Here is a 16960-nt window from a genome sequence, read left to right as displayed (position 1 = left end):
GATAATTAGAAGGAAGAAGGAAGTTAGCCCAATTTACTTGGGATTGAGACGCTTAGAAACTTGGTTAATAATCCCACTAACAATAGCGCCTCCCATGAGAATTCCTAGGGCGGGATTAAATACAGGCTGCCAGAGACTGTACCACAGATCGAAACCGAGATTCACACCGGTCGATCTACCTAATACTGCGATCGCAAACCAAGCAAAGCTAGCAAAGACAAAAAATACGTCAGCGACTAAAACTATGTTCAGCCAGTTCATAAATTTCTCTTTCATTATGTTAGAGTTCCTTGTGAGTATCTGTCTGTTAACTTTTGAAAACCGATTTGCCCGCTTGACAGGAGTGATAGCTGCAAGTGGCGATCGAATCAAGATAAAATATCATTAATTGTTCTCGCACAAAGGCTGTCAAAATATGGTTCGCTATACACTTCCTCAAAGCCCCGAAACTATTTTAACTGTTAAAGGGAAAGATTCAGCCAAAGCTCGCGAAGAAGCTATGGATCAGCTTATGCAGCTCATCGACTCTGACAAGCTACCTACAGAGCTCCAAGAAGGATTTGGCCCAAAACAGTTTGTGGAAGTTAAAGATATGGAAGATGCGACATCTGAAACCGAGGATGCGATTACCGAAGCAATACAGATTTTGAGCAATTTGGCAAGTCTCAAATTGAAAGTCATGGAATCCCGCGAAGAAGCCCTGAAAATCCGGGCGGCGATCGACATTTTGTTTACAGATGAGGCTGTCAGTGCTGAGGAAATCACCAATCTCAAAGACGGTTTCAAGGTGCTGAAAAACTTCGCCCAAGCTAATGTCCGCTATCGAGAAGCTAGGAGTAAAGCAGAGTCAGCCCGCGCAATTTTAGACGAAGCTTTGCAATCTCCTGAATCTGAAAACAAAGCCTCAAAATCTGCCAAATAAGGATTTTAGTTAATCCTCTGGTGCGTCGCCACTATTCAATCTGCAAATTGCATCTAAAATCTCATAGCGACGCACCCTACACAATGATTGAAATTTGTCTAATCAGGATGCCTGATTCCGGGAACTATCAACTTAAAAAAGGCACATTTACTACTTCTCCGACAATTTCTCCTACCTGGACTTTCAATCCTGCACCACCAGCTTTGGTGCGGATATAAGCCAGACCAAAAAAGCCAGATTGTGTTTCTGTCACACTGGTAATTTTGCCTACTTTTTCCTCTTCAATAGTGACTACGGTTCCCGGTTCAACAGCACCGCTGAGTTGGATGCCCCAAAGTTGTTGTTTGACTCCTTTGTAGGTGTTCAATCTAGCAATTGTTTCTTGACCGATGTAGCAGCCTTTGTCATAGGTAATGGTGTGTAACAGTCTTGCTTCTAGGGGATTGTAGTCATCTGTAAGCTCAAAATCTGCGGCGGGGCGGCCTTGTTCGATTCGCAGTTGTTCCCAGACTCGATCGCCCATGGGTACGGCCCCTGCTTCCACTAATTCATGCCACAATTTAGCTGCATCCGTGGCTGCGGCAATTAAGGTGTATCCGGGAGATGCTAACCCACTACCCATAGCAACTCGAACTTCTATCCCAGCTAATTTTATCAATTTGTGACTGGCATGAGGTAAGTTTTCTAGTTCGCTAACTCCCATTTTTTCTAGTAATTTGCTGCTTTCAGGACCGATCGCACTGAAAGCCACGGTGGTATCAGTCAAATCTGTTAATTCTACCCGATCCATGGGGAAAATATAGCGATCGAGTAATTCTAGCAATTGTCGGCGACGGTTGGGAGAAACTAAGATTAACAAAGCATCTTCTGTAGCATAAGCTGTGGCGAGGTCAATCGTCCGGGCGGTGGAAGTCACAAACACAGTGTCGCAGCCTTGACCGGGTTGGAGTTTATTGATATTATTTGTACTTTGATTGTGCAAAAACCGTAGGCGATCGCTATCGGAAATTTGTAGGCGTCCCCAGTGAGTGCGATCGCACAAAGCTACACTTTCTTTGGTGGCGGTGATGGCGGCGGCATCATTAGCAAAACTAACGGGGACTGTTTCTGTGGTTGTTAATTCGCCAAAGATAGCACCGAAAGATGTTTGGATATCGTGCAATTCTTGAATCAGCATAAGAGGTGGTTGACGGTTGACGGTTACTAAAACTAATGACTAACAACTACGGACTAATTAGCTAAATTAGCGAAGATTTCCTGTATTAATTGGCTGGCCTTGGCATCAAGACGATTCCAATCTACATCGCCAGTATCCTCCTCAATCAAAAAAGTGTCAATTTCAACTTCCTGACTTTGGATCTCGGAGTGGGCTGGTTGGTAGTCAACAAAACAGACTCGATAACAAAGTTCCCAAATATCGATCGACCTTTGCTCCCCTTGACGCTCTAAAATGAGTTTATAGCCAGGAAAAGGAGTGTGTACTTCTTGATAAGTCCCTGTCCAAACAGAATCTTCTAGTTGTTTGCGGATATTGTCGAGGACTCGAATCAAGGCGGGCTGCATTAGCAGTTCAGCTTGCTGCCATGCGATCGGGGTAGTTATTTTCGGCTTCATATATCAGGATTCTAAAAAAGAAAATCAATAATTTAATTTTCTAACATCGAGTGCCAACTTTGCTGAAAACCCGTAAAATGGGCAACACCCCCGATTTATCAGAAAAGTGGGGATGGCATCAACAAGACGTGCCATAATCAGCCATGTTATTAGGTATGCGATCGCCTGGATCTATGGATGCGCTAATCGGCAAAAGCTTACAGGGTGGAAAATACACCCTCGAACAAGAATTGGGAAGAGGCGGCTTTGGGATTACCTTCAGAGCAACTCACCGCTATTTAGGACAATTTGTAGTCATCAAAACCCTCAACGAATCTCTGCGACAGCAACCCAATTTTGCCGAGTTCGATCGCAAATTTCAAGACGAAGCCAGACGTTTAGCTTCCTGCGTTCATCCCAATATAGTCCGAGTCAGCGATTTCTTTGTCGAAGACGGACAGCCTTACATGGTAATGGACTACATTCCAGGGCAGAACTTGGGGGATGTCGTGCAGCCAAATAGACCGCTTCCAGAAGCAGTCGCCATTATATACATACAGCAGATTGGCGCGGCTTTGAAGGCAGTTCATCAAAAGAATTTGCTGCACCGAGATATCAAACCACAAAACATTATTCTGCGCCAAAATACTCAGGAAGTTGTGTTAATTGATTTTGGCATAGCCCGCGAGTTCACTCCCGGTGTCACCCAAAATCATACCAATATGGTGTCCGATGGCTACGCACCCCCAGAACAGTATTTCGCCCAAGGAAAATACACCCCCGCAACAGATGTTTACGCTCTAGCCGCGACGCTTTATACTTTGCTGACAGCACAGGTGCCGATGCCGGCAGTTTTTCGCCCCAGTCAGCCGATGGCTACACCCCGCGATTTACAGCCTCAGCTAAGTGCGGCCATCAGTCAAGCGGTGATGCGAGGGATGACTTTAGAGGCTGAAAATCGCCCTGGTACTGTGGATGAGTGGCTGTCGCTGCTGCCGAATTCCCAGTCGCCGAGTACCGGGCCGACGCTGGCAGTGATGCCGGGACACGGGCCTATGATGCCTGCGGGAGCGAGAACAGCGCCTGCTGTCGTGCCTTCTGGGGCTGGGGAAAGCAAAATTTGGTGGATTTTGGGGGTGGTGGCGATCGCCCTGATTTTCGCAGGATTTGTGGGTATAGCGAGGATTTTGCTCGATCGCCAGTCCGATCGACCCGCACCCATAGCCCAGGAAAATCGCACTTCTCCCCCCGCAGCCACAAGTACGCCCGATCGCCCTGCGGCAATTCCCACACCCGAAGCAACTCCGAAACCTCGGCGAAAAACTCCAACCCCTGCGGCAATTCCCACACCCAAAGAAACTCCAGCGCCAGCGGTAGAAACTCCAGCGCCTGCGATAGAAACTCCAACGCCAAAACCTTCTCCTGTGGCGGAGTCACCCAAACCTTCTCCTGTAGCGGAGTCACCCAAACCAACGGAAAAACCTGTTGAAAACCAAGCGACAGATCGATCGACCCCCACACCATCCCCCCGCGAAGAACAACCCGCAACCAGTAATCAAAAAATCCCCAGAGTGCCTGGTTTTGCGGTGGGCACGCCGGAAAGTCAGATTTTAGAGCAACTGGGAAAACCAACAGACACTCAACGTAAAGGCTATTGGCCCAATACTCGTACAGCACTTTACGATTTGGTCCCCAATCGGATTACTCTCGGCTACATTTACGATCGCGATTCGGGCGAGTTAGTACAAACAGAGGGTTCTTTTGCTCAGTCTGTGGATGACTTGGTAGTGCGAACCGCGTTAAACGGGATGTTGGGCGGGGCCGATCGAGATATCATGCAAGGGTTCCGAGATGTGCAGCAGCGGCGGAAAAGTCGGTTTACTTTTAAGAAGGGTTCCCTCGAAGGTACGATCGAACGTAATGAGCGCGATCGAATTTACATCGGCGTCTGGGACGAAAACTTGCATTAATAGGAATTACGCACGGGTGGTCAGAAACCGGGTTTTTGCCAGAATATGCGCCACAACTCCCAGAAACCCATAAAAACCCGGTTTCTTAGGTTTTATGCGATCGGACTGACGCACTGGTAATCAGAAACCGGGTTTTTGCCAGAATATGCGTCACAACTCCCAGAAACCCATAAAAACCCGGTTTCTAAAATCCCCAATCGAAAATCCAAAATCCAAAATCCAAATCCCAGAAACCCATAAAAACCCGGTTTCTTAGGTTTTATGCGATCGGACTGACGCACTGGTAATCAGAAACCGGGTTTTTGCCAGAATATGCGTCACAACTCCCAGAAACCCATAAAAACCCGGTTTCTAAAATCCCCAATCGAAAATCCAAAATCCAAAATCCAAATCCCAGAAACCCATAAAAACCCGGTTTCTTAGGTTTTATGCGATCGGACTGACGCACTGGTAATCAGAAACCGGGTTTTTGCCAGAATATGCGTCACAACTCCCAGAAACCCATAAAAACCCGGTTTCTAAAATCCCCAATCGAAAATCCAAAATCCAAAATCCAAAATCGAGTTGACGTAATACAAAAACTTGGTCTATAATAGAAAAGCTAACACGAGGGGCTGTAATGGTTTCGACAGGGTGGCGAAAGCTGCTCCGTGATGCAGGTCGAGAGGGAGTCTACTCTCGTAAATATCGGCTCAAACAAAATAGTAAATGCGAACAATATCGTTCCTTTCGCTCGCAAAGCCGTAGCTGTAGCCTAAAAACTTCTTGAGCTTGGTTTAGAGTGTATGCCGCCTAACTCCGTTAACGGTAGCATAACAACCCCCAACGGATGCCCTAGCTAAACGCTTCTAGTCGGCTAGCTGGGAAAGCAATCACTAGAAAATCCTCCCATTTAGGATAAAGATGGTTCCCGCCCCAAGGATCAGAGGGGATAAACCTGTGAACGATCGGAAGGTAAATACCCGCTTTGGACGGCAGTTCGATTCTGCCCAGTTCCATAAAAAAAGTAGCGTAAAATCAATGGTTTCAACCATTTGAAAGTTACTTTAAAGCGTTAAAAGGGCTGAGAATTAATTCTCAGCCCTTTTGTTTGGGCTATATGTCGCTCTACGCACGGGTGGCCAGAAACCCGGTTTTTGGGAGAAAACTTCGTTACAACTTGCAGAAACCCATAAAAACCCGGTTTCTTTGGTCTTTCCATAAGTTACCAACCCATTAGCTAAGCTGGGGGATCAAATAACTAGAATTTCACCCCGTCCGTCCGTTCTTGTAGCCTGTCGGGCGATATACTGATATGCGGTAAAGCATTAAAAATCTTTACAAACACCTACTCTCCAAGCGTACTCCTACTAAGGGTGGGTGCAAAAATATATGCGATCGCTCATTCATCTGGAAACATGAACCCAGGAATTGACTTACAAGGAAGTTTTGTAGAAGCCCTGATGAATTGGGGCTTACCGGCGGACATCGCCCAAGTGCTTTGGCTACCACTCCCAATGGTACTCATGGTTGTCGGTGCCGTCTTCGGGGTACTCACTAGCGTCTGGCTAGAACGGAAAATTTCGGCCGCCGCTCAACAGCGGATTGGCCCGGAATTCCTCGGCCCCCTGGGAGTGCTAGCACCCGTTGCTGACGGTATGAAGTTGGTATTCAAAGAAGACATCGTACCCGCAAAAGCTGACCCGCTGCTATTCACCCTGGGCCCAGTAATTGTGGTAATCCCAGTTTTTCTGTCCTACTTAATCGTGCCCTTCGGAGAGCATATGCTGATCGCCGATATGGGGACAGCAATATTTCTCTGGATTGCTCTATCTAGCATTCAGCCGATCGGCTTGCTGATGTCCGGCTATGCTTCTAACAACAAATACGCCCTCCTCGGAGGACTCAGAGCCGCCGCTCAATCCCTTAGCTACGAAATACCCCTAGCTTTGGCAGTATTAGCAGTGGTGATGATGTCCAATAGCCTGAGTACGATCGACATCGTACATCAACAAGCAAGCTACGGCATCGTCGGCTGGAATATCTGGCGCCAACCTGCGGGATTCCTGATTTTCTGGGTAGCAGCACTAGCAGAATGCGAACGTTTACCCTTTGACCTTCCAGAAGCAGAAGAAGAATTGGTAGCAGGATATCAGACTGAGTATACAGGCATGAAATTTGCTTTATACTACATCGCTTCCTACGTTAACCTCGTCCTTTCTTGCCTGCTAGTAGCCGTTTTGTACCTCGGTGGCTGGGAGTGTCCGATTCCCGTCGGAGTGCTGACCAATGCCCTAGGATTGAGCGAAAATACTCCTTGGTTGCAGGTAATTACCGGCTTGCTGGGCATTACAATGACCCTGATCAAAGCCTACTTTTTCCTGTTTCTGGCAGTTCTGCTCCGCTGGACTCTGCCACGAGTTCGGATTGACCAATTGCTCAATTTGGGATGGAAGTTTTTGCTTCCCGTTGCTCTAGTTAATTTACTATTGACCGCAGCTTTGAAACTTGCCTTTCCCTTTGCTTTTGGCGGTTAATTCGTAATAGGTAAACAGCTAATAGCTAAGGTCAATTAGCTGTTAACTATCCTTACCTATTATCAATTAGCAATTACCAAAAACTCAAGTACAGAGAGAGAACACGATGCTAAAATTCCTCAATCAAGTAGGCGAATACGCCAAAGAAACTTTTCAAGCTGCTAAGTATATCGGTCAAGGGTTATCGGTTACTTTTGACCACATGAGGCGTCGGCCGGTTACGGTGCAGTATCCTTACGAAAAACTGATTCCTTCCGAACGTTTTCGGGGCAGAATTCACTTTGAATTTGACAAGTGCATCGCCTGCGAAGTCTGCGTTCGGGTATGTCCGATCAACTTACCTGTAGTGGATTGGGAATTTAACAAAGAAACTAAGAAGAAACAACTCAAGCACTACAGTATCGATTTTGGGGTGTGTATCTTCTGTGGCAATTGTGTGGAATATTGTCCGACTAATTGTTTGTCGATGACAGAAGAGTACGAGTTAGCAGCCTACGAACGTCATGAGTTGAATTATGACAACGTGGCCTTGGGACGTCTACCCTACAAGGTTTCAGACGATCCGATGGTGACACCGTTGCGGGAATTTGCTTATTTGCCCAAAGGTGCGATGGACCCCCATGAAGTTTCCAGCAGCGATCGGCGTGCAGGTCTTCGTCCAGAGGAAATTATCGAAAAATAAGTAATGGGAATGGGGCATAGGGAATGGGGAATGGCGAATGGGGAATGGCGAATCGCTGATAATTAATGACTCGCGGGGAACCAAAAATTACCAATTACCAATTACCAATTACCAATTACCAATGCCCAATGCCCAATGCCCAATACCTAATGCCCAATTAACAAAGGATTAAAGATTGTGAATCTAGCTGAAGGGGTTCAAATTGTTTCATTTGGCATACTGTCCGTAATGATGATTGGAGGAGCATTAGGAGTAGTGCTATTCTCCAACATCGTTTACTCAGCTTTTTTGCTGTGTGGGGTATTTACCAGTATTGCTGGTTTGTACCTGTTGCTAAATGCCGACTTTGTAGCAGCAGCCCAGGTATTGATTTACGTTGGTGCTGTTAACGTCTTGATTTTGTTTGCGATTATGTTGGTGAACAAGCGGGAAGATTTTCGGAATATTCCTAATGCTTGGGTGCGTCAAATAGCAACAGCAGTAGTTTGTGTAGGTTTGTTTGCACTGTTGAGCACAATGGTGCTGTCTACTCCTTGGGCGATTGTCGCCACGACGGGCGCACCAGCCGAAAGTTCGATCGTCACGATCGCCAAACACTTCTTTACAGACTATTTGCTACCGTTCGAGTTAGCATCAGTGTTTTTGTTGATGGCAATGGTAGGAGCAATTGTGTTAGCCCGCCGCGATTTCTTCGCCGATGAATTGCTCTCCAATAAACTATCTGAAACACCAGCTTTTAGTTTGCCAGAAAGACCACGCGAATTAGTTTCTGCTGGAGATGTTGCTTCGCCAGAAACTAAGTAACATTATACTCGTTCCCAGGCTCTGCCTGGGAACGCAGATCCAGAGGCTCTGCCTCAAATTTTCATGAAACTAAGAAGGAAGGTTGAAGAAGCGAGGCAGAGCAAGAAAGAAATCGGTTCCCAGGCAGAGCCTAGGAACCAGTTAATTTCCTTCTTCCTTCTTGCCTCTTCCTTCTTGCTTCTTCCTTCTTGCTTCTTCCTTCTTGCCTCTTCCTTCTTCCTTCTTGCTTCTTCCTTCTTTCTTCTTCCTTCTTCCTTCTTCCTTCTTCCTTCTTCCTTCTTCCTTCTTCCTTCTTCTTTAAATTTATGCAACTGCAACTCCAGTATTTCCTGTTATTAGCCGCCGCACTTTTCTGCATAGGTATTTACGGTTTGATTACTAGCCGAAATGCAGTGCGGGTGTTGATGTCGATCGAGCTAATGCTAAATGCCGTCAATCTCAATTTGATGGGTTTCTCTAATTATCTCGACCCAGTGCACATTAAAGGTCAAGTATTTACCGTATTTGTAGTGACAGTAGCTGCTGCGGAAGCTGCGGTAGGTTTAGCAATTGTGTTAGCGATTTATCGCAACCGTAATACCGTAGACATGGAAGCATTTAATTTGCTGAAGTGGTAATTAGTCAGTAGTCATCAGTCATTAGTCATTAGTTATTGGTTGAATCATAACTGACTACTGCCAATAGCCAACAGCCAACTAATACCATTTTCATAAAGTCCTACTACAAATGTAGTTCTTAGCCCCCCCTTAATAAGGGGGGGTTGGGGGGGTAGATATGTAGCGCTACTTTATGAAATTGGTATAACTAATGACTAATAACGAATGACTAATGACTAAGGACTAATGACTTCGAGTAATTTCGAGAGTAATTCTGCCACCAAAATCAGGGATAGGGGCTGCTGGTTTTGAGAGTTGTAACTTGACTTTATCCACTAACGGTAGTTGTAAAAGCGCTTGGGCGATGGTATCTGCTAGACGTTCGATCAACAAAAACTTAGATTCTTTGACTAGGTTTTGGATCAGAGTAATCGCACTGCGGTAATCAAGAGTATGTTCAATATCATCACTTTTTCCAGCTTGCGATAAATCCAGCCAGAGAGTAACATCCACTTCAAACCACTGCCCCAAAACCTGCTCTTCCGGCAGATAGCCAGTGTATCCGTAACAGCGAATGCCTGTAAGTTGAATAGAATCCATTGTGCAATAAACTAAAAGTGCGTTACCTATACCAATTTGTATTAAAGCAGATAAAGCTATCTTTCTCTTCCCTCTCTTTCCTTTTCCACTCTTCCCTCTGCGCCCTCTGCGCCCTCTGCGGTTAAATAACTCTTATTTTATCTTAAATATCAAAAAGTTCCTCCTTTCTCCAACTTGTCCAGAAAATCCTCAGCAACTTCACACCATTTCTGCCTGATTTCTGCATCTTCTGGCTTATCTGTCAAGCTACGACCTTTTAATTCGGGATATTTATTGTAATACAATTCATCAACTTTTTGATAAAATATATCTTTATCAATATTGAGATTTTTACGTCGCTGCCCAATTTTTTCTTGACGAATTATTTCTGCTTGCTCTAAGGATGTATCGGGTGGTTGGTGGCGCGAAGAAAATTTCGGTAAATCAGGCAACTTAGGAAAGGTGAAACCAGACTTAACTACACTAAAAGCTAGCATTCCTGGTAATAAAACCACACTTAAACTCGCTAAGGTTTTCCAAGGAATTAATTTGAAAATGTTGATATTAACAACTTGAGGATTTTGCCCAACAGGAGTATGATTGCTGGTAGGGGTTTGAGTGCTGTTTTTGAAAGGGCGGCCGACAAAGTTCATTGTCACCATTTGGGAGATGATGCTGCTAGTTTGAGATAATTTTGGATCTTTGAGTGCTTCGCGGACTTCTTTTGCAGACTGATAGCGATCGCCCGCATTGTCTGCTAACATCCGATCCAATACAGTACCGAGATTTTGACTGACACTGACGTGCGATCGCCAATCCCAAGTTTTTTGATTAACATCGTACAATTTCTGAGGCTTTTTCCCTGTCAGCAAGACTAAAGCAGTGACAGCCAAAGCATACAAATCGCTAGCCGGAGACACTTTACCCTGTCGCATCTGTTCCATAGGCGAATAACCCTGTTTGCCGATCGCCGTATCCGATTGTCCTTTAAACTGGAATACAGCAGTAGCTGCGATTTGTTTGACAGAACCGAAATCAATTAAAAATGGTAATTTGTCAACATCATGTTGAATAATATTGTCCGGGGAAATATCGCGGTGAATTAAATTTTTCGAGTGGATGTATTCTAGAATTGGCAAAATCTGAAATAGCAGTTGAGTAACTTCAGCTTCGTTAAAATTTTTACCTTGTTGCTGACGCGCTATCAGTATTGCTTCGTAGGTTTGACCAGGGATATAATCTTGGACTAAAAATAAACATTGATTCCCGGCGATATCGGTTCGCAGAAGTTCTCGAAAGCGGGGAATTTGGGGGTGTTGGAGGTTGTAAAGGATACTCGATTCGCGATCGAACAATTCCGCCGCTTTGGGGCTGTGAATCACCGGAGAAAACTCTTTGAGTACGCAAGGTTCGTGGTAGCGGTTGATATCTTCGGCGAGGTAAGTGCGGCCGAAGCCACCGCGGCCTAATTCGCGGATAATGCGGTAGCGTTTTTCGAGAGTTGAACCTGGGGTGAGGAGGGAGGAGTTAGACATAGACAACTGAAATTTGTTCGAGTTGGGGAGCTCAGTATAGCTTAATTGTAGCCAAATGTGTGGACAAGGGGGAGAAGCAAGGGCCGATCGCTTTTTTTGATTAAGGAAAATAAACACTTTGCTTAAGATTTATAGCAGTAGCCAAAGCGCCTTAACAGCTTTGGCGGTTGCTATAGGTAATTCCGAGTCGTGAGTTTTGCGAAGGAACCAAAGCATCTCACACCCTCACCAAACCATTAAAATGCGTAAGTCCTGTGGATTAATCAATTCTAAAGTAACGTCAGAATTTCCACCCCAGAATCAGTCACCGCCAAAGTGTGTTCAAATTGAGCCGAAAGCTTTCCATCTTGAGTCACAGCAGTCCAACCATCGGCGAGAATTTCAACTTCCCAAGTACCCTCATTAATCATAGGCTCGATCGTAAAAACCATCCCTTGTCTCAACTTTTTTCCAGTCCCCCGTTTCCCATAGTGCAGAATTTCCGGTTCCGTATGAAACACTCGATGGACACCGTGCCCGGCAAAATTTCGGACTACCGAAAAGCCCTGTGATTCTGCATACTCTTGAATCGCTGCGCCGATGTCGCCAGTACGAGCACCGGGTTTCACTTCCGCAATTCCTCTTCTCAAACATTCCTCGGTTACTTCCACTAACCTTTTTGCAACTGGTGAAGGTTTCCCAACAAAAAAAGTTTTGGAAGTATCGCCATGATAACCATCAACTAAAGGCGTTACATCAATATTAATAATGTCACCTTCTCTCAGAATTTGTTTGGCATTGGGGATGCCATGACATACTACTTGATTCACACTAGCGCACAGAGACTTAGGAAATCCTTTATAACCTAACGGAGCACTTTTTGCGCCATGTGCCAAAGTCCAACGTTCGGCTTCGTCATTAATTGCTAAAGTGCTGACACCGGGCTTAACCATTGGTTCGAGATGTAGTAGAAGCTGTGCTGCTAAGCGGCCTGCTTGGCGCATTTTTTCTATTTCTCTACTAGATAACAACACTAAACGTTCCGTGGCCATAGTTATTTTTTTTGTGGTTTTTGTAGTTGAGTAAGAGTTAATTTAACTCAAAGGGGACTTTTCCGAAAGCTTCCATCCAGGGTGTTCTCATCAACAATGGTGGACATGGACACCCTCGGACTTGTTCTTGTATTTAGGTTGTGGTCAGAAACCTTAAATATTCTACCGGAGCATCGGGGTAATCTGCACAATTTTTTTGCCAATCATCCTCATCCTGTATTTTGCCCATAATTGGGAAAAGTGCTAATACTTCTATTTTAGGGTGGCGCTTGTGCAATTATTTAGCAATATTAGAGAATAGAGAGATGAATAATTTCGAGGGTAACAAATCATTAACTATCCTTCCCTGAATGACGACGAATGAAATTCAACTGATTGATTGCCCAGCGGGCTGTTTCCTGAACTTCGGGATCGGGATCGTCAGTAGCATAATGCAATAAGTAAGTAATTTGATTTACTAATTCATAGATGCGTGTCAAATCACGAATTGCATTTTTACGCACTTCCGGGTTGTGATTTTGCAATGAAATTGACCAAGCATTATTCATCGGCTTGAGGGTGCGAACGCCTATTTCTGAGAGAGTTGCTAAGACTAAACTATACTGGTTAGAGTCAGAATTTGCTAGCAGATCTACCAGTGGCTTAATAGCTCTGGAATCTCCATGTTGCCCCAGTTCCCAGATTGCCTTACGCCGACGCTCTGGATTGAGGTGCTGCAAATCTTCAATCAATAATTCAATAATATCAACTTGACTTCTCTCATCATTTTCTGTAAGGAAAATATCTTTGGTAAGAGGGGCTAGGGAATCGGCAAGATGGCTCTTTGGGGAAAGATTCAAATCTGTGTCAGTGTATAAGCCGTTGCTGTTAGTTTCTACATATAAGGCCTCGGAATTCATTCGATCGCCTTCACTTCCTTTTTCCTCCGTTTCTCTACTGTCTGGATTGTAGCCTTTCGAGAAATCAGAACCATCGGGCAATACTGGTGTAGTTTTTTTGATTCCCAAATAAATGCCTGCTGGTCTAGTTTCGTTGAGGTTTCTGGGAGAGTCGGGAGTTTTGAATTGAGTATTTTTTGGTTTATGGCGATCGAATCTACCCCGTTTTCGCCTAGAATTACTTGACTCGTCACTACCCACTAATTTGAGCATGATAAATACTGCCGCTGCCGTGATGACAATGGCGGCCACACCCAAGATTAACAACCCTCGCTGGCGAGACAAAATGACGATTAAATTCGAGATTGATTTGGGGACTTTGGAATTAGATTTTTGGGTTTTAGATGGCTGAGATTTGCTTCTATCGGTTCCTGGAGATGGTTTTGGAGTCTTGGAGTCGGGGCGAGTGTCCGAGGGGGAGTTCGCCTCAGCAATTTCTGGAGAAGCATCGCGGTAGGACACATTGACGGCGTTTTTACGTCCGTCCCCATCGGGACTGAAGGCTGCCCCCAGACAGGCGATACAGGTAAATAAAAGTAAAGTGAATCGGTAGTACGCCATAAGACTCAACCGGGTTTTTTAGAGGCAATGCCACATGACAGGCTTTAGCTGCAACCTTGAGCTAGCTCGATCCTAGCTGCTATGGGCTCAACTAATTCAGAAATAGCCCCAGATTATGAAAAAATAATGGTTTGAGATTGCCTCAAGGAAGGCACAAGGCTTTCGGCAGCAGACAGAAGGAAAGAAAAATTGGGAATGCAAGACTTTTGCTGTTTTTTCGATCGCACTTTAAAAGTCTGTCTTTAGTTGACACAAATGCCTCCTTGCCGGTTTAGTCATTGAATTAATTATCGTAAACAGATACTGAGACTCTTGTGAGTAAAGCAGCACAATCTCGAAAATTTATTGCGACTGAGCCACTAGGAAAAACCGGAGAAACGGCAGAAAAAAAGGTTTGGGATGCCGTTTGTGAGGCTTTTGCCGATCGCGATTGCATTGCCTATTGGCGATATCCTATTTTTTCTTCCTGTGGAAACTTTCGCAAAGAGCCTGATATTCTAATTGCTGATTTTGAACTGGGTTTAACTATCATTGAGGTCAAAGCGATCGCGATCGACCAAATTGTCGCCATATCTGGTCATAGATGGGATTTCCAACATTTTTATACTACTGGGGGCAACCCCTATCAGCAAGCAGAGCATCAACTATACGCCATGCTTGGTTACTGCGATCGCGAAACAGCTTTGCGGGGCAAAGTCAGCGGGCGGGCGATCGTTGCCTTACCATCAATTTCTCAGCAACAGTGGCATAATAAAGAGTTTAACAAGCTTCCGAGCAATCCGCCGATCCTTTTTCACGACCACCTCCACAGAAATTCAGGACAAACAATAATTGGTGGAATCGAAAAACCAGGAACCGCCCAAAATTTTGTCATTTCCTCACCGGGAAATCCTCAATTATCTATTCCCCATACTACCCATCTAATAGAATTTATTAAAAATACGGCTTGTGTTTTTAAAGGAAGCCAATTAAACCGGGAACAGTGGCAGTTACTGCTAGCTGTAATTGGCGGAACTCCTATTTTTAAACCACGACCAAGACGATTTTTTTTCAATCAGCAACAACCAGCACTACCAGCAAATTTAATTTCTTCCCATCTTGCAAATTATACAACCCGTGCAGCAGTTTTAGCTAATTTACAGCAGCAGTTTTCCCAACTAGATTTGCAACAAGAACGCATCGGCAAACAGATTCCCCCTGGGCCGCAGCGAATTCGCGGAATTGCTGGTTCTGGCAAAACAGTTGTGCTCTGCCAAAAAGCAGCTCTGATGCACTTAAAATACCCAGATTGGGATATTGCCTTGGTCTTTTTTTCTCGCAGTTTGTACGAGCAGATTGTCGCCCAGTTAGATAAGTGGCTGCGCCGTTTTAGCAATGGTGAAATTGGCTACGATGCTAATAATAATCAAAAATTGCGTCCGCTCCATGCTTGGGGTGGACAAGACAGGCCCGGACTTTACAGTACAATTTGTCGCGCTGCGGGAGTGGGACGTTTGACTGTTGGTGACACAGATTTTCAGGAACCAAGTCAAGCTTTAGCCTATGTCTGTCGCCACTTGCTAAAATCTGCTAATATACCCCAAATTTTTGATGCTATTCTAATTGATGAATCTCAAGACTTAATGGTTGCCGCAAATTTTAATATACAAGGAAAACAGCCATTTTTTTGGATGGCTTATCAAGCTCTACGCCTAGTAAATATTCCCCCAACCTACCCCGATCGAGAAGGGGGTGCTAATCAGCTAAAAACATTCGAGAATTTCTCCCCCCCTTTACAAGGGGGGGTTGGGGGGGGTCAAGATTTGCGCCGTTTAATTTGGGCTTATGATGAAGCACAAAGTTTGGAATGTCTAGAGATTCCCACCGCTAGCAAATTATTTGGTGAAGAGTTAGGGCATTTGGTAAATGGCGAGTACAGCGACGGTATCAAAAAGACTGAGATTATGCAAAAATGTTACCGCGTTCCCGGTCCAATTTTAACTGCTGCTCACGGAATTGGTATGGGTTTGTTGCGACGGGGGGGAATGCTGACTGGTATTACTCGCGTGGAAGATTGGAAGGCGATCGGCTACGAGGTAGTTGTCGATCGAGAATCGGAAATAAATACAGAAATAGTCAAAAATAATCAATATCAATTAGCTCAAAAAATTACTATTTACCGCCCTGCTGATAATTCTCCGAATTTAGTGCCTAAATTGTGGGTAAATCCGGTTTTAGAGTTTGAAGCCTACCGTTCTCGTCAAGAAGAATTAACTGCCATAGCTGAAGATATTTTATACAATCTCAAAGTGGACGGTTTGAGACCATCCAGGGAAATTTTAGTGATTGTTTTAGGTACGGGCTTTGAAGCTATGGAACTTGAAACTTATACGGCTAATTTTTTAATTAACCAAGGAATTGATATTTACATTCCCAGTACCCCAAGTTGCAATCTCTTGAAAGTAAATAAAGCCAATTCTCAGCCCGATCGCTTTTGGTGCGAAGGCGGAGTCACGGTATCTCGAATTCACCGTGCTAAGGGAAATGAAGCTGATATGGTTTATCTGGTTGGTTTTGACTCCATTGCTAAAAATGAAAGTAATTTGAGTTTGCGAAACCAATTATTTGTAGCCTTAACTAGGTCAAAAGGTTGGCTGAAATTAAGTGGAACTGGTGCATACCCAATGTATGATGAAATGTGGCGAGTTATGCAGAGTGGCGATAGTTTTACTTTTACTTGGAATCAGCACCATCAGAGAAATATTAGTGTTACAGATGCGGGAGATTTGGTGGGTAGATATGCAGCGGGAGGTAGAAATTTTCAGGGTGTAAATTTATCGGGATCGGATTTAGTTGGTGTAAATTTGCAGCGAGCTAATTTAGTTGGTTCTAAGTTGATTGGTGCAGATTTGCAAAATGCTAATTTAGATGATGCCCGGTTGATTATTGCTGATTTGAATGGTGCTAATTTGAGCGGTGTTAGTTTGAAAAAAGCCAAGTTAGTGGGGGCTTTTTTAAATAATGTTAAGTTAATTAACGCTAATTTAAGCCGTGCGGATTTGAGCGAGGCTCAGTTGAAAAATGCAGATTTAAGATGTGCTATTCTGAGTAAGGCTAATTTGAGTGGTGCAGATTTGCAAGGTGCTAATCTGGAAGGTGTGGACTTGACTGATGTTTGTTTGAGTGGGACAATCATGCCGGATGGCAGCGTTTGGGCGATCGATTAATATTTACATTCCTGGACGCAAAAAACC

15 protein-coding genes and 1 other RNA gene are annotated in these 16960 nt (G+C 44.5%); 8 read left to right on the top strand and 8 right to left on the bottom strand.

The features are described from left to right. Positions 1 to 33 precede the first annotated feature (33 nt). On the bottom strand, positions 34 to 276 hold the full coding sequence (locus P2A85_RS26975; RefSeq protein WP_341734132.1) for a hypothetical protein: 243 nt from the start codon (positions 274 to 276) through the stop codon (positions 34 to 36). Positions 277 to 415: 139 nt separating this feature from the next. On the opposite strand from P2A85_RS26975, the gene P2A85_RS26970 reads away from it, so the two are divergent. Then, positions 416 to 922, top strand: a complete 507-nt coding sequence (locus P2A85_RS26970; RefSeq protein WP_371120567.1) for a hypothetical protein — start codon at positions 416 to 418, stop codon at positions 920 to 922. A gap of 127 nt (positions 923 to 1049) precedes the next feature. Here P2A85_RS26970 and P2A85_RS26965 read toward each other — a convergent pair whose 3' ends face one another. Both P2A85_RS26965 and P2A85_RS26960 read right to left on the bottom strand, forming a co-directional pair. Then, positions 1050 to 2096: a YgfZ/GcvT domain-containing protein gene (locus tag P2A85_RS26965; protein WP_377481748.1), complete on the bottom strand. Its 1047-nt coding sequence runs from the start codon at positions 2094 to 2096 to the stop codon at positions 1050 to 1052. 56 nt (positions 2097 to 2152) lie between these two features. Then, the gene (locus tag P2A85_RS26960) at positions 2153 to 2536 is read right to left on the bottom strand and encodes a hypothetical protein (protein ID WP_341738870.1); all 384 of its coding nucleotides are present in this window, start codon (positions 2534 to 2536) and stop codon (positions 2153 to 2155) included. Positions 2537 to 2679: 143 nt separating this feature from the next. Here P2A85_RS26960 and P2A85_RS26955 point away from each other — a divergent pair, with 143 nt between their 5' ends. From P2A85_RS26955 to P2A85_RS26935, 5 genes are all read left to right on the top strand, one after another. Beyond that, complete coding sequence (locus P2A85_RS26955) at positions 2680 to 4485, top strand: serine/threonine protein kinase (protein ID WP_377476473.1); 1806 nt, start codon at positions 2680 to 2682, stop codon at positions 4483 to 4485. A gap of 610 nt (positions 4486 to 5095) precedes the next feature. Continuing rightward, positions 5096 to 5486, top strand: a transfer-messenger RNA (tmRNA) gene (ssrA, locus tag P2A85_RS26950). A 396-nt stretch (positions 5487 to 5882) separates the two neighbouring features. Then, complete coding sequence (gene nuoH, locus P2A85_RS26945; protein ID WP_377481746.1) at positions 5883 to 7001, top strand: NADH-quinone oxidoreductase subunit NuoH; 1119 nt, start codon at positions 5883 to 5885, stop codon at positions 6999 to 7001. 106 nt (positions 7002 to 7107) lie between these two features. After that, complete coding sequence (gene ndhI, locus P2A85_RS26940; RefSeq protein ID WP_341734128.1) at positions 7108 to 7683, top strand: NAD(P)H-quinone oxidoreductase subunit I; 576 nt, start codon at positions 7108 to 7110, stop codon at positions 7681 to 7683. A gap of 177 nt (positions 7684 to 7860) precedes the next feature. Beyond that, on the top strand, positions 7861 to 8487 hold the full coding sequence (locus P2A85_RS26935) for an NADH-quinone oxidoreductase subunit J (protein ID WP_377476470.1): 627 nt from the start codon (positions 7861 to 7863) through the stop codon (positions 8485 to 8487). A 53-nt stretch (positions 8488 to 8540) separates the two neighbouring features. Here the strand turns inward: P2A85_RS26935 and P2A85_RS26930 are convergent, their stop codons facing one another. Next, the gene (locus P2A85_RS26930) at positions 8541 to 8804 is read right to left on the bottom strand and encodes a hypothetical protein (RefSeq protein WP_377476467.1); all 264 of its coding nucleotides are present in this window, start codon (positions 8802 to 8804) and stop codon (positions 8541 to 8543) included. On the opposite strand from P2A85_RS26930, the gene nuoK reads away from it, so the two are divergent. After that, positions 8799 to 9104 carry an NADH-quinone oxidoreductase subunit NuoK gene (nuoK, locus tag P2A85_RS26925; protein ID WP_341734163.1) on the top strand — a complete coding sequence of 102 codons (306 nt, stop codon included), beginning with the start codon at positions 8799 to 8801 and terminating at the stop codon, positions 9102 to 9104. The genes P2A85_RS26930 and nuoK overlap by 6 nt on opposite strands. 222 nt (positions 9105 to 9326) lie before the next feature. On the opposite strand, the gene folB is transcribed toward nuoK, so the two are convergent. The 4 genes from folB to P2A85_RS26905 all read right to left on the bottom strand — a co-directional run bounded on the left by folB (position 9327) and on the right by P2A85_RS26905 (position 13727). Beyond that, positions 9327 to 9683, bottom strand: a complete 357-nt coding sequence (gene folB / locus P2A85_RS26920; RefSeq protein WP_340521455.1) for a dihydroneopterin aldolase — start codon at positions 9681 to 9683, stop codon at positions 9327 to 9329. Positions 9684 to 9832: 149 nt separating this feature from the next. After that, a complete protein-coding gene (locus P2A85_RS26915) occupies positions 9833 to 11197 on the bottom strand; it encodes a protein kinase (protein ID WP_377476464.1) in 1365 nt (454 codons plus the stop codon). A gap of 269 nt (positions 11198 to 11466) precedes the next feature. Next, positions 11467 to 12228, bottom strand: a complete 762-nt coding sequence (gene map / locus P2A85_RS26910) for a type I methionyl aminopeptidase (protein ID WP_377476461.1) — start codon at positions 12226 to 12228, stop codon at positions 11467 to 11469. 332 nt (positions 12229 to 12560) lie between these two features. After that, positions 12561 to 13727 carry a HEAT repeat domain-containing protein gene (locus P2A85_RS26905; protein ID WP_377476459.1) on the bottom strand — a complete coding sequence of 389 codons (1167 nt, stop codon included), beginning with the start codon at positions 13725 to 13727 and terminating at the stop codon, positions 12561 to 12563. 314 nt (positions 13728 to 14041) lie between these two features. Between P2A85_RS26905 and P2A85_RS26900 the strand changes: the two genes are divergently transcribed. Further along, the gene (locus tag P2A85_RS26900) at positions 14042 to 16933 is read left to right on the top strand and encodes a pentapeptide repeat-containing protein (protein ID WP_377476457.1); all 2892 of its coding nucleotides are present in this window, start codon (positions 14042 to 14044) and stop codon (positions 16931 to 16933) included. Positions 16934 to 16960: the final 27 nt, after the last annotated feature.

This window comes from Microcoleus anatoxicus, from assembly GCF_042465725.1.
GTDB lineage: Bacteria > Cyanobacteriota > Cyanobacteriia > Cyanobacteriales > Microcoleaceae > Microcoleus > Microcoleus anatoxicus.
Note: the sequence above shows the minus strand (reverse complement) of the source record. Positions and strands in the feature narration are given on the sequence as shown.